8 protein-coding genes are annotated in these 13,219 nt (G+C 62.9%); 5 read left to right on the forward strand and 3 right to left on the reverse strand.

What is annotated here, in order from left to right:
• Positions 1 to 17: 17 nt before the first annotated feature.
• The gene (ppsA, locus tag PP4_RS18945; RefSeq protein WP_041167818.1) at positions 18 to 2,393 is read right to left on the reverse strand and encodes a phosphoenolpyruvate synthase; all 2,376 of its coding nucleotides are present in this window, start codon (positions 2,391 to 2,393) and stop codon (positions 18 to 20) included.
• Between the two features lie 179 nt (positions 2,394 to 2,572).
• Here ppsA and ppsR point away from each other — a divergent pair, with 179 nt between their 5' ends.
• Positions 2,573 to 3,391: a posphoenolpyruvate synthetase regulatory kinase/phosphorylase PpsR gene (gene ppsR / locus PP4_RS18950; protein WP_016485587.1), complete on the forward strand. Its 819-nt coding sequence runs from the start codon at positions 2,573 to 2,575 to the stop codon at positions 3,389 to 3,391.
• Positions 3,392 to 3,550: 159 nt separating this feature from the next.
• Here ppsR and PP4_RS18955 read toward each other — a convergent pair whose 3' ends face one another.
• Complete coding sequence (locus PP4_RS18955; RefSeq protein WP_016500797.1) at positions 3,551 to 8,416, reverse strand: NAD-glutamate dehydrogenase; 4,866 nt, start codon at positions 8,414 to 8,416, stop codon at positions 3,551 to 3,553.
• Positions 8,417 to 8,689: 273 nt separating this feature from the next.
• Here PP4_RS18955 and PP4_RS18960 point away from each other — a divergent pair, with 273 nt between their 5' ends.
• On the forward strand, positions 8,690 to 9,043 hold the full coding sequence (locus tag PP4_RS18960) for a hypothetical protein (protein WP_016500798.1): 354 nt from the start codon (positions 8,690 to 8,692) through the stop codon (positions 9,041 to 9,043).
• A 173-nt stretch (positions 9,044 to 9,216) separates the two neighbouring features.
• Here the strand turns inward: PP4_RS18960 and PP4_RS18965 are convergent, their stop codons facing one another.
• Positions 9,217 to 10,122 carry a LysR family transcriptional regulator gene (locus PP4_RS18965; protein WP_016500799.1) on the reverse strand — a complete coding sequence of 302 codons (906 nt, stop codon included), beginning with the start codon at positions 10,120 to 10,122 and terminating at the stop codon, positions 9,217 to 9,219.
• 123 nt (positions 10,123 to 10,245) lie between these two features.
• On the opposite strand from PP4_RS18965, the gene lysA reads away from it, so the two are divergent.
• The 3 genes from lysA to PP4_RS18980 all read left to right on the forward strand — a co-directional run bounded on the left by lysA (position 10,246) and on the right by PP4_RS18980 (position 13,169).
• Entirely contained in the window at positions 10,246 to 11,478 is a 1,233-nt protein-coding gene (lysA, locus tag PP4_RS18970; RefSeq protein ID WP_016500800.1) for a diaminopimelate decarboxylase, read from the forward strand.
• Positions 11,479 to 11,727: 249 nt separating this feature from the next.
• Entirely contained in the window at positions 11,728 to 12,228 is a 501-nt protein-coding gene (locus tag PP4_RS18975; protein WP_016500801.1) for a sigma-70 family RNA polymerase sigma factor, read from the forward strand.
• Positions 12,229 to 12,233: 5 nt separating this feature from the next.
• Positions 12,234 to 13,169: a FecR domain-containing protein gene (locus tag PP4_RS18980; RefSeq protein WP_016500802.1), complete on the forward strand. Its 936-nt coding sequence runs from the start codon at positions 12,234 to 12,236 to the stop codon at positions 13,167 to 13,169.
• The last annotated feature ends 50 nt before the right edge of the window (positions 13,170 to 13,219 follow it).

Raw genomic sequence — 13,219 nt, forward strand, 5'->3', positions numbered from 1 at the left:
CCCCGCGTTTTACCTCGTCAGGCTGCGCCCTGGCCCTCGGCCAGGAAGAACCAGGTCTCGAGTACCGAGTCCGGGTTCAGCGACACGCTCTCGATGCCCTGCTCCATCAGCCACTTGGCCAGGTCCGGGTGGTCCGATGGACCCTGACCGCAGATGCCGATGTACTTGCCGGCCTTGTTGCACGCGGCAATGGCGTTGGCCAGCAGCTTCTTCACCGCAGGGTTACGCTCGTCGAACAGGTGGGCGATGATGCCCGAGTCACGGTCCAGGCCCAGGGTCAGCTGGGTCAGGTCGTTGGAGCCGATCGAGAAGCCGTCGAAGTACTCAAGGAACTCCTCAGCCAGAATGGCGTTGGACGGCAGTTCGCACATCATGATCACGCGCAGGCCGTTGTCGCCACGGGACAAGCCGTTTTCGGCGAGCAGGTCGACGACCTGGCTGGCTTCGCCCAGGGTACGCACGAACGGTACCATGATCTCGACGTTGGTCAGGCCCATCTCGTTGCGTACACGTTTCAGTGCACGGCACTCGAGCTCGAAGCAGTCACGGAACGACTCGCTGATGTAACGCGAAGCACCGCGGAAGCCCAGCATCGGGTTTTCTTCTTCCGGCTCGTACAGTTTGCCGCCGATCAGGTTGGCGTACTCGTTGGACTTGAAGTCCGACAGGCGCACGATGACCTTTTTCGGGTAGAAGGCCGCAGCCAGGGTGCTGATGCCTTCGACCAGCTTCTCGACATAGAAGCCGACCGGGTCGCTGTAGCCGGCAATACGCTTGTCGACGCTGTCCTTGAGCTCTGGCGGCAGGCCTGCGTAGTTGAGCAGCGCCTTGGGGTGCACACCGATCATGCGGTTGATGATGAATTCCAGGCGCGCCAGGCCGACACCGGCGTTGGGCAGCTGGGCAAAGTCAAACGCACGGTCGGGGTTGCCGACGTTCATCATGATCTTGAATGGCAGCTCCGGCATGGCATCAACCGAGTTCTGCTTGATGTCGAAGCCCAGCTCGCCCTCGAAGATGAAACCGGTGTCGCCTTCGGCGCAGGACACGGTCACACCCTGGCCGTCTTTCAGCAGCTGGGTGGCGTTGCCGCAACCGACCACGGCCGGAATACCCAGCTCACGGGCGATGATCGCCGCGTGGCAGGTACGGCCGCCGCGGTTGGTAACGATGGCACTGGCGCGCTTCATCACCGGTTCCCAGTCAGGGTCGGTCATGTCGGAGACCAGCACGTCGCCCGGCTGGACCTTGTCCATTTCCGAGACGTCGTTGATCACGCGCACCTTGCCGGCGCCGATGCGCTGGCCGATGGCGCGGCCTTCGACCAGTACGGTGCCTTTTTCTTTCAGCAGATAGCGTTCCATGACGTTGGCGCTGGAACGGCTCTTCACCGTTTCCGGGCGTGCCTGCACGATGTACAGCTTGCCGTCGTCACCGTCTTTGGCCCACTCGATGTCCATCGGGCGCTGGTAGTGCTGCTCGATGATCATAGCCTGCTTGGCCAGTTCATTGACTTCGTCGTCGCTCAGGCAGAAGCGCGCACGCTCGGCACGGTCGACTTCGACTGTCTTGACCGAACGGCCGGCCTTGGCTTCTTCGCCATAGACCATCTTGATGGCCTTGCTGCCCAGGTTGCGACGCAGGATGGCCGGGCGGCCGGCCTGCAAGGTTTGCTTGTGCACGTAGAATTCGTCAGGGTTGACCGCACCCTGCACCACGGTTTCGCCCAGGCCGTAGGCGCCGGTGATGAACACCACGTCGCGGAAGCCCGACTCGGTGTCGAGGGTGAACATCACGCCTGCAGTGCCGGTTTCGGAGCGGACCATGCGCTGCACGCCGGCCGACAAGGCCACCAGCTTGTGGTCGAAGCCCTGGTGCACGCGGTAGGCGATGGCGCGGTCGTTGAACAGCGAGGCGAACACTTCCTTGGCCGCGCGGATCACGTTGTCGACGCCACGGATGTTGAGGAAGGTTTCCTGCTGGCCGGCGAACGAGGCGTCCGGCAAGTCTTCGGCGGTGGCCGAGGAACGCACGGCAACGGCCATGTTGTCGTTGCCAGCGGCCATTTCGGCGAAGGCGGTTCGGATTTCCGAATCCAGACGCGCAGGGAACTCGGCTTCCATGACCCACTGGCGGATCTGGGCGCCGGTTTTGGTCAGGGCATTGATGTCATCCACATCCAGCGCGTCGAGCGCGGCGTGAATCTTGTCGTTCAGACCACTCTGTTCGAGAAAATCGCGGTACGCCTGCGCCGTAGTGGCAAAGCCGCCCGGCACCGATACACCAGCACCGGCAAGGTTGCTGATCATCTCGCCCAGGGATGCGTTCTTGCCCCCCACATGCTCTACATCATGGACGCCGAGCTTATCGAGGGAAACTACGTACTCTACCAAGGTGATCTCTCCACTAACTGTGTTGGAAAAGCTCAAAAAGGCGCCCGCCTGTCTTCGGTGACTTGGCCGGGCGTTTGTGGCCTGTACCTGGAAAATAAGTGAGAATGCCGACAGCCGCATTCGGCAAACCGAACTTATCATATCCAAGAATCGTCATCAGCTTAAGGCCCAGATCGCAAATGAAACGAACCGCGTTCTTCATCTCCGACGGCACCGGTATCACTGCCGAAACCCTGGGCCAGAGTTTGCTCGCGCAATTCGAGAGCATTCCGTTCAACAAATTCACCCGTCCGTACATCGATTCGCCAGACAAAGCGCGGACCATGGTCCAGCAAATCAACGCTGCGGCCGAGCGTGACGGGGTGCGGCCGATCATCTTCGACACCATCGTCAACCAGGACATCCGGGAGATCCTGGCGACGTCGAACGGCTTCATGATCGACATCTTTTCTTCGTTTTTATCCCCGCTAGAGCAGGAATTGACCGCCCATTCGTCGTATTCCGTGGGCAAATCGCACTCGATCGGCGGCAATTCCAACTACATGGAACGCATCGAGGCGGTGAATTTCGCCCTGGACAACGACGACGGTGCGCGCACCCACTACTACGACAAGGCCGACCTGATTCTGGTAGGTGTGTCACGCTGCGGCAAGACCCCCACCTGCCTGTACATGGCCATGCAGTTTGGCATCCGCGCCGCCAACTATCCGCTGACCGAAGACGACATGGAGCGCCTGCAACTGCCGGCTGTGCTGAAAAAGCACCACAGCAAGCTGTTCGGCCTGACCATCGACCCAGACCGCCTCACCGCCATCCGCCATGAACGCAAGCCCAACAGCCGCTATTCCAGCTTTGCCCAGTGCGAGTTCGAAGTGCGTGAGGTAGAGAGCCTGTTCCGCCGGGAGAACATACCCAACATCAATTCCACGCATTTTTCGGTGGAAGAGATTTCGGCGAAGATCCTGGTGGAAAAAGGGGTGGAGCGCAGGTTCAAGTAAGCCTGTACCGGCCCTTTCGCGGGCTCGCCCGCTCCCACAGGTCTTGCGCCAATCTCGAACCCGGTGTGATACCTGTGGGAGCGGGCATGCCCGCGAAGAGGCCAGCTCAGGGATAAAAAAACCCGGCATCTCTGCCGGGCTTTTCATTTCAGCTCAAGCTCAGGACGGCACCACCGTCGCCTGCCCGCTCATGGCCAGGTCGACCAGCTCGCGGTTGGCCACCGCGTACATCGCATAGTCGGTGCCGGTGGCATTGCGCAGGTCGTCCAGCATGGCACGCCAGCGCTCTACCATCACCCGATGCTGCTCGGCCCACAGTGCCACGCGGGCGTCCATGTCATCCGGCGCATCGGCCATCTGCAGCACCGAAATGGTGATCGCCCGCTGCTGCAGGTCGATGTCGTCGCGGAAGGCTTCGCGGGCCAGCGCCTGCCAGTTGTTCTCCACCGGCAAGTTGCTGATTTCCTGCAAGTACCAGGTCAGGTCCAGCGAGCTGCCCACGGCGAAGAACGCCTTGGCCACCTGGGCGGGGTCGTGACCGGTGACGTCGGCCGCTTCGATGATCGGCAGCAGGGTGTACAGGTGGCTGGTACCCGCCACCATGCGCGCCAGCAGTTCTGGCACACCCGCGTCGACAAAGCCCTGGTAGCGCACCATCCAGCGTTCGCGGGTCGGGCCTTCGAGCAGCTCATCGAGCTTGAGCCCGAGTTGCGCGATCTTCGGCCCAAAGTGCGCGGTATCACGCCCGGCGTCCTGCTCGTTGCGGCGGCTGCGCAGGAACCAGCGCGTGGCACGGCGGCCCAGGCGCATCAGTTCGTCCATCAGGGTGAGCTGGATTTCTGCCGGCACCTGGTAGTCCAGTGCCTCGATCTGGCGGAACCAGTGCGGCAGGTGGAAGATGTCGCGCACGATCACATAGGCCCCGGCCACGTTGGCCGGGCTCATGCCAGTCGACTCCTTCAGGCGCTGGACGAAAGTGATGCCCATGTTGTTGACCAGGTCGTTGGCAATCTGGGTGCTGACAATTTCGCGCTTCAGGCGGTGGCGGCGCATGGAGTGGGCAAACTTGCTCACCAGCGACGGCGGGAAGGCGGTTTCCATGTCGCGGGTCAGGTAGTCGTCGTCCGGCACCAGCGATTTCAGCAGCTGTTCCTTGAGGTCGATCTTGCTGTACGAAATCAGCACCGACAGCTCGGCGCGGGTCAGCCCATGGCCAGCAGCCAGGCGTTCGGCCAGTTGCTCTTCGGACGGCAGGAACTCGATGGCGCGGTCCAGCTTGCCACGGGCTTCCAGGTCGGCCATCAGGCGCTTGTACTCGGCAATCCGCTCACGGGCACGGCGAGCCGCCAGCGACAGCGCCTGGGTCTGCTTGTAGTTGTTGCCCAGCACCAGGCCGGCCACTTCGTCGGTCATGCTGCCGAGCAGCTGGTTGCGCTGCTTCTCGGTCATGTCGCCACCCTGCACCACTTCGTTGAGCAGGATCTTGATGTTGACCTCGTGGTCGGAGCAGTCCACGCCGCCGGCGTTGTCGATAAAGTCGGTGTTGGTGGCGCCGCCGTTCAGGCCGAACTCGACCCGGCCAAGCTGGGTCATGCCCAGGTTGCCGCCCTCGCCCACCACCTTGCAGCGCAGTTCGTTGCCGTTGACCCGCAGCGCGTCGTTGGCCTTGTCGCCGACATCGGCGTGGCTTTCGGTGCTGGCCTTCACGTAGGTACCAATGCCGCCGTTCCACAGCAGGTCGACCGGTGCCTTGAGCAGCGCGTTGAGCAGCTCGGTCGGGGTGAGGCGGTCGGCTTCGATGGCGAAGCGCTCTTTCATCTGCGGGCTGATGGCGATGCTTTTGGCGCTGCGGGGGAAGATCCCGCCGCCTTCGGACATGATGCTGGTGTCGTAGTCGCTCCAGGCCGAACGCGGCAGGTCGAACAGGCGCTTGCGCTCGGCAAAGCTGGACGCAGGCTCCGGGTTCGGGTCAATGAAGATGTGCAGATGGTTGAAGGCTGCCACCAGTTGCAGCTTGTCGGACATCAGCAGGCCGTTGCCGAATACGTCGCCGGCCATGTCGCCCACGCCGATCACGGTGATCGGGTCTTCCTGCACGTTGATGCCGCGCTCGCGGAAGTGGCGCTGCACGCCCACCCAGGCGCCGCGTGCGGTAATGCCCATCTTCTTGTGGTCGTAACCGGCCGAACCGCCCGAGGCAAAGGCGTCGCCCAGCCAGAAGCCGTAGTCGATGGCGATGCCGTTGGCGATGTCGGAGAAGGTTGCCGTGCCTTTGTCGGCCGCCACCACCAGGTACGGGTCGTCATCGTCATGGCGCACCACGTTGGCCGGTGGCACCACGCCGCCGTCCTTGAGGTTGTCGGTGATGTCGAGCAGGCCGGAAATGAAGATTCGGTAGCACGCCACGCCCTCGGCGGCGATCTCATCACGGCCGCCACCCAGTGGCAGGCGGCGCGGCAGGAAGCCGCCCTTGGCGCCAACCGGCACGATGACCGAGTTTTTTACCTGCTGGGCTTTTACCAGGCCCAGTACTTCGGTACGGAAGTCCTCTTCGCGGTCGGACCAGCGCAAGCCGCCACGGGCGACGTTGCCAAAGCGCAGGTGCACGCCCTCGACGCGCGGTGAATAGACGAAGATTTCGAACTTGGGCACCGGCTTGGGCAGTTCGGGGATCAGCTTGGGGTTGAACTTGAAGCTGAAGTACGACTTGTTCTGGCCGTTGGCATCCGGTTGGTAGAAGTTGGTGCGCAGGGTAGCCTTGATCAGGTCCAGGTAGCGGCGCAGGATGCGGTCTTCGTTGAGGACCTGCACGTCGTCCAGCGCGGTCAGGATCGCTTGTTCCAGGCGCAGCTGCTTGTCGTCCAGGTCTTCCTGGGTGAGCTTGCGGGCCAGGTAGAAGCGGGTCTTGAACAACCGGGTCAGCTCGCGGGCGATGTCGGTGTGGTTGTTCAGGGTGCTGGCGATGTAGCCCAGGTCGAAGCCCAGGCGGATCTGCTTCAGGTAACGGGCGTAGGCGCGCAGCAGCGCCACGTCGCGCCATGGCAGGCCGGCAGTGAGCACCAGGCGGTTGAAGGCGTCGTTCTCGGCATCGCCGCGCACGATGTGAATGAAGGCGTCCTGCAGGGTGTCGTTGAGCTGCTGGATATCCAGGCTCAGGCCTTCGCTGTAGGTGAAGGCGAAGTCGTGGATCCAGTACTCGCGACCATTGGCATGGCGCAGGCGGTACGGGAACTCGCCGAGCACACGCAGGCCGAGGTTTTCCAGGATCGGCAGCACGTCAGACAACGCCAGGGGCGTATCGGCGTGGTACAGCTTGCAGTGCAGGATACGCTCGCCAACCTGGGTCAGCGGCTGGTAGAAGCTCATCGCCAGCGGCTTGCTTTCCGACAGGTTCAGCACGTGCTGCAGGTCGACCACTGCCGAGTGCGCGGCGAAGCGCTCACGGTAGCCGGCCGGGAAGCCCTTGGGGAAATCGGCCAGGATGTTGGTGCCCTGGGCTTCACCGAAGTTCTCGACCACCAGCGTCGAATAGTCGTCATGCCACGAGCGGCAGGCCTGGATAACTTCGCGTTCCAGCTGCTGCGGGTCGATGTCGATGCGGTTTTTCGGGTCTACGCGCAAAATCAGCTGCACGCGTGCCAGCACCGATTCGGAGAAGAAGGTCCAGAACTCGCAGTCGCTGGCCTTCAGGCGCTCCATCAGCACTTGCTGAATCTTCTGCCGTACTTCGGTGGAGTAGATCTCCCGCGGCACATAGGCCAGGCAGTAGCAGAAGCGGCCGTACGGGTCCTTGCGCAGGAACACGCGGATCTTGTTGCGTTCCTGGATCTGCACGATCGCCATGACGGTGGTGAACAGCTCGTCGATCGGCGTCTGGAACAGGTCGTCGCGCGGCAGTACTTCCAGTACCTGGGCCAGTTCCTTGCCCAGGTGAGCCTTGGCGTCGAAGCCCGAGCGGCGCTCGACTTCAGCCACCTTGACGCGGATATACGGAATGGCATGCACGCTCTCGCCATACACCGACGAGGTGTACAGGCCCATGAAGCGGTGTTCCTTGATGACTTTGCCGTCGGCGTCCAGCTGGCGGATCGACACGTAGTCCGGGTAGGCCGGGCGGTGCACGCGGCTGGGCAGCGCGGCCTTGGCAAACGACAGCAGCAGCGGTTCGTTGAGGTAAGCCACGGCGTAGTCTTCGATGCGCAGCTCTTCGGCCGTCAGGCCCACACGCAGGCGGCGCGGCAGGCCGAGGAACGACTGCTCGTCGTAGACCATCTGGCCGCCGTCGGCGTCGCCCTTGACGGTGAATTCTTCATAGCCCAGGAAGGTGAAATGGTTGTCCAGCAACCACTCCAGGAACGCTTTGACCTCGCCCTTCTCGTTCTGGGCTGGGCCAAAGGCGGTCTGTTCAACCTGCGCCACCACTTCACGCAGCTTGGCCTTCATCGGCTCGAAGTCGGCCACGGCCACCCGTACCTCGGCCAGCACCTGCTCGATCTCGCGGGTCAGCACGGTCAGCTCGGCAGCATTGGCGCAGCGGTCGATCTCCAGATACATCAGCGACTCATGGCGCACGCCTTCGCCCTGGGTGCCCTTGGGCAGCAGTTCCAGCAGTTCGCCCTTGGCGCCGCGGCGCACGCTGAGCACGGTGGTCTGCAGGGTGTGGATGCTGTAGCCGCGGCGGTTGAGCTCGGTGCGCACAGAGTCGACCAAAAACGGCAGGTCGTGGTGCAGCACCTCGACCACGGTATGGGTCGACTGCCAGCCATTGCGTTCGTAATCGGGGTTGTATACGCGTACTTGCGGGTATTCGGGGTCGAAACGTTCGATGATGCGCCAGGCTGACAGGGTGCAGCCGGCCAGGTCGGAAAGCCTGCGCTGGGTGAGTTCGTCCAGAGAGATGATGCCGAAGAACTGCTCGGCGAACAGCGCCACTTGTGGCAGGGACTGTTCGCTGATGTGCTGCGCCAGGGCCGCTTGCAGTTGATGCTGGAAGTCGGCTTTGCTGGCTGCGGTGAAGAACGCCATCTGTGGTACTCCGCTTGGGCTTTGTAATAGTTGAAGCGTCGCTGCGTGCGCCGTGTACGGATCAACGATAGCCAACCCGTGGCAAGGCGGACGGTAAAACCAGGCGTTGAACGTGCGCGGGCACGCCCAGGGCTCGGCGAAGCTTAACGACTGATCGGTCATCAACGCTTGCAGCGCTGCGACAATTTCGGTCAAGGGGCGGTAACTTTACGTTTATGCCTGTACGCAAGACTGTCAGAATTCCCTTCCGTTTCCTTTGATCCGAGCCTGCTCATGCAAATCAACACCGCCCTGCTGTTCGCCACCCCTTGCGATGACGAGGAAGACAACATGGCGACCCTGTGCTGCCACAGCGACAAGGGACAGATGTTCCTGCTTACCCGCTACCCCGACGAAGACACCGTCGACCTGACCCTGGATGACGAGCCGTCGACGCTGGATGGGCTGAAAGTGACGCTGAGTGCCAAGCGCCTGCTGATCGAAGTGGCGGCCGGCGACCAGGATGCGCTGAAGGGGGACGAGGTGCTGGAGATCACCCTTACCAGCGACCTGAGCGACCTGGACGAAGTGAAGCAAACCCTGGAAAACATCCTGACCGGGACCGGGACCTTCGTCTGCGAACTCTGAACCGCAGATTGCACACAGGGCCGACCTTTGTTGCCTGTACCGGCCTCATCGCCGGCAAGCCAGCTCCCATAGGTACTGCACATGGCTTGAGGCAGAGGTGGTCGGTGTGGGAGCTGGCTTGCCGGCGATGAGGCCGGTACAGGCAGCACAAAACCCCTTGGGAGAGTCAGGCGCTAGCGCAATGCTGCCTGCATCGCTTTAGCCTGCACCCGCAGCGCCTCGCAAAACGGCTCCACCGCTGCCGAAGCCGGCCGATGGTCGGGGCGTATCAGCATGACCTGGTAGGGCACCGACACCCGCAACCTGCGGATCGGCAAACCGCCCTGGGCCGCCTCCAGGCCGCTCAGCGGGTTGATGATCGCCACCCCAAGGCCTTGCCTGACCATGGCGCACACCGAGGCGGCACTGGTGGTCTCGATCACCGTGCGGCGGTTCACCCCCGCCGCGCGAAAGTGCTGGTCCAGGCGCTGGCGGTAGGTGTCCAGGCTGGCCAGGTTGATGAAATCGACCTCATGAAAGTCGCTTAGCTCCAGCTCGGCCTTGGCCTGCAAAGGGTGATGCTCGGGCAGCACGCACACCATGTTGGCGCTGAACAGTAATTCGCCATAAGCGCCGCGCGGTATCTGCTCGATTTCGGTCAGGCCAAGATCATGCTGCTGGGCAACCAGTGACTCCTCCAGCAACGGCGACTCCTGCGCCACGATGCTCACGCTCACACCGCGGTGCTGCTGATGGAAGCGTTGGCAGGCCTTGGGCAGCAAGGTCTGGGAGAACAGCGGCAGGCAGGTGATGGCCAGCCGTCCCTGCTCGAAATTGCGGATGGCCTGGGCAAAGCGATCAATGCGCTCCAGCCCGACGTAGGCACGCTCGACCTCTTCGATCAACAGCAGCGCCTGGGCCGTCGCCACCAGGCGCCCACCCTCGCGCTCGAACAGGTTCAGGCCAGTCACCTGCTCCAGCCGCGCCAATTCGCGGCTGACAGTGGGCTGCGAGGTGAACAGCAAGCGCGCCGCACCGGTGACACTGCCAGCGGCCATGATGGCGCGGAACACTTCAATGTGGCGGACGGACAGTTTCACGGCAGCACCCGGTGAGTCGACAATGGGTATATCAGATATGAATGACTGGCAGAAAAATAGCTATTTTTCTGAATTCCCGCTTTGATTCATCCTCGTGCCCTTCCTTATACGAGTAACGCCACCATGACCGCACCCTTCACCCTTCTGGCCGAGGCGGTTCGCCAGCACGGCTCGCCCCTTTGGGCGTACGACGCCAGCACCATCGCCGAGCGTGTCGAACAGCTGAACGTATTTGACACCGTACGCTTCGCCCAGAAAGCCAACCCCAACCTGCATGTGCTGCGCCTGATGCGCGCCCACGGCCTGGTGCTGGATGCCGTGTCGCTGGGTGAAATGGAGCGGGCCTTCGCTGCGGGTGCGAGCGTGGACGGTGACCCTGCCGGCGTGGTGCTGACCTGCGACGCGCTGGACCGGCCAACCCTGGAGCGCGTGGTGGCAGAGAAGATCGAAGTCAACGCCGGCTCCATCGACATGCTGCGCCAACTGGGTGAACGCTCGCCCGGCCACCGCGTGTGGATCCGCATCAACCCGGGCTTCGGCCATGGCCACAGCCGCAAGACCAACACCGGCGGCGAAAACAGCAAGCACGGCATCTGGCACGAAGAACTGGACGAGGCGCTCGCGTGCATCAAGGCCAATGGCCTGCACCTGGTAGGCGTGCACATGCACATTGGTTCCGGGGTGGACTATCAGCACCTGGAGCAGGTGGCCCGCTCGATGATCGAACTGGTCGGTCGCCTGGGCGTGGATATCGAGGCGTTCTCCATCGGCGGCGGGCTGTCCACCCCTTACCGCAGCACCGACAAGCCGGTCGACCTGCAACGCTACGCCCAGACCTGGGCGGTGGCACGCAAGGAAATCGAAGCAATGCTGGGCCACCCCGTACGCATGGAAATCGAGCCAGGGCGCTTCCTGGTGGCCGAGTCGGGCTATCTGGTGGCCGAAGTGCGTGCCGTCAAGCAAGTGGGCCGCAATACCTTCGTCATGATCGACGCCGGCTTCAACGACCTGATGCGGCCGGCGATGTACGGCGCCTACCACGGCATGACCCTGCTCGACGCAAACGGCCAGCCGGTGGACCGCCCACGGCAGCCGACTGTTGTGGCCGGGCCATTGTGCGAATCGGGTGACGTGTTCACCCAGGATGACCAGGAACTGACCCCGCAGGACCTGCCCCAGGCTCAGGTGGGCGACCTGCTGGTGATCCATGATGCCGGCGCCTACGGTGCATCGATGTCGTCGAACTACAACAGCCGGCCGTTGCTGCCGGAGTTCCTGATCGAAGACGGGACGCTGCGAATGATTCGCCGGCGGCAGACGGTGCAGGACCTGCTGAGCCTGGAGGCCGGGTTCTAACAACGTATTCAATGTGCGCGCGCTGCCTTTGTGTGAGCAACTGCCTTGCTCAAGATCCAGAAGCTGGCGCAACCTCAGTGGGAGCGGGCATGCCCGCGAACACCGGCAGAGCCGGTGCCATCCACCGTGTTGCCTGTTTCGCGGGCACGCCCGCTCCCACAAGGATGTGTGCATGCACTCGATCCTTGCAATCAGCCTGCCCTACTACGACAATGCGATCAATTCCCATTAATATTGCGGTCTTGACGCATGTCGACGCTCGATCCCCAGGCCCTGCACCAGCTGTACAGCGAAAACAACAGCTGGCTGAAGGGCTGGCTGCGCGCCCGCCTGGGCAACGCCGCCGATGCCTCCGACCTGGCCCACGACACGTTCTTGCGGGTAATGACCGCGCGCAACCCGTTGCCGATCCGCGAGCCGCGCAGCTACCTCAGCGCTATCGCCCGCGCGCTGCTGATCGACAAAGCCCGCCGCCGCGCCATCGAAAAAGCCTACCTGCAAGCCCTGGCCTTGCGCCCGGAGCCGGTAGAGGTATCGCCGGAAGTGCGCTTGTCGATCATCGAAATGCTGGTGGCCGTGGACACCCTGCTCGATGAACTCGGCGCCAAAACCCGCGCCATCTTCCTCGCCGTTCAACTGGAAGGCTTGACCTACGGTGCTGCGGCCGAGCGCTTCGGCGTGTCGGTTACCACCGTGAAGAACCACCTGATCAAGGCGATGACCCGCTGCCTGCTGGCAGTCGAAGGCTGAGGGCGATGGATCTCAAGACACTCGAAGCCGCTGCCACCTGGTATGTGCAGCTCAACGATGGCGCCAGCGACGAGGCCCGCACCTACGCCTGGCGGCAGTGGCTGCAGGCCAGCCCGCAACATGCTGCCGCCTGGGCGCGGGTAGAAAAACTGCAGCAGCAATGGGCCATGGTGCCGCCACAGGCAGCGCTGTCCAGCCTGGGCGCGGCACAAGCACAGCGGCGCGATGTGCTGAAGGTGCTGAGCCTGTTGCTGGCCATGGGCGGCGGTGGCTGGCTGGCAGCCGAGCAGGTGCCCTATCGCGCAATGCTGGCCCAGCAACGCACCCGTGGCGGCGAACGGCGCGCCATGCATCTGGAGGATGGCTCACAGCTGGAGCTGAACGTGAATACCGCGCTGGATGTGCGCTACGACGCCAAGGTACGGGCGATCCAGCTGTACCAGGGGGAAATCCTGGTGCGCCCGATCAATGGCCTTCAGCAGCGCCCGTTCATCGTGCACACCGAGGACGGCAGCGTGCTCACCCGTAGTACCGAGTTCAGCATCCGCAAACTTGCCCGGCAGACGCGCGTGGGCGTGCTGCAGGGCGCTGTCGAAGTACGCCCGCAGCACCACCCTGATCGGGTGCTGCAACTGCAGGCCAGCCAGCAAGTGAATTTTGACCGCGACGACTTCGCCAGCGCACATGCCCTGCCCGTGGATTCGACAGCCTGGCTGCAGGGCATGCTGAGTGTGAACGACTGGCAGCTGGGCGACTTTGTCGAGGAACTGGGGCGTTACCGGCAAGGGGTGCTGCGCTGCGCCTCCTCGATCCGGTCCTTGAGCATTTCCGGTGCATTCCGCATCGACGATACCGATATTGCACTGGCCAACCTGCCCAAAACCCTGCCCGTGAAGGTGCGCTATATCAGCCGTTACTGGGTGAGCGTGGAACCCGCCTGATTAACGGCCCCAAAAATAATTTCACCCAGACCTTGCTGATTTCGATTCTC

It is taken from the genome of Pseudomonas putida NBRC 14164, from assembly GCF_000412675.1.
GTDB classification, from domain to species: Bacteria; Pseudomonadota; Gammaproteobacteria; order Pseudomonadales; family Pseudomonadaceae; genus Aquipseudomonas; species Aquipseudomonas putida.

Excerpts from the sequence above, each read along its gene's own strand:
- PP4_RS18955 (WP_016500797.1), bottom strand. The coding sequence starts at position 8,416 with ATGGCGTTCTTCACCGCAGCCAGCAAAGCCGACTTCCAGCATCAACTG.
- lysA (WP_016500800.1), top strand. The coding sequence starts at position 10,246 with ATGACCGCACCCTTCACCCTTCTGGCCGAGGCGGTTCGCCAGCACGGC.
- PP4_RS18980 (WP_016500802.1), top strand. The coding sequence starts at position 12,234 with ATGGATCTCAAGACACTCGAAGCCGCTGCCACCTGGTATGTGCAGCTC.
- ppsR (WP_016485587.1), top strand. The coding sequence starts at position 2,573 with ATGAAACGAACCGCGTTCTTCATCTCCGACGGCACCGGTATCACTGCC.
- PP4_RS18975 (WP_016500801.1), top strand. The coding sequence starts at position 11,728 with ATGTCGACGCTCGATCCCCAGGCCCTGCACCAGCTGTACAGCGAAAAC.
- PP4_RS18960 (WP_016500798.1), top strand. The coding sequence starts at position 8,690 with ATGCAAATCAACACCGCCCTGCTGTTCGCCACCCCTTGCGATGACGAG.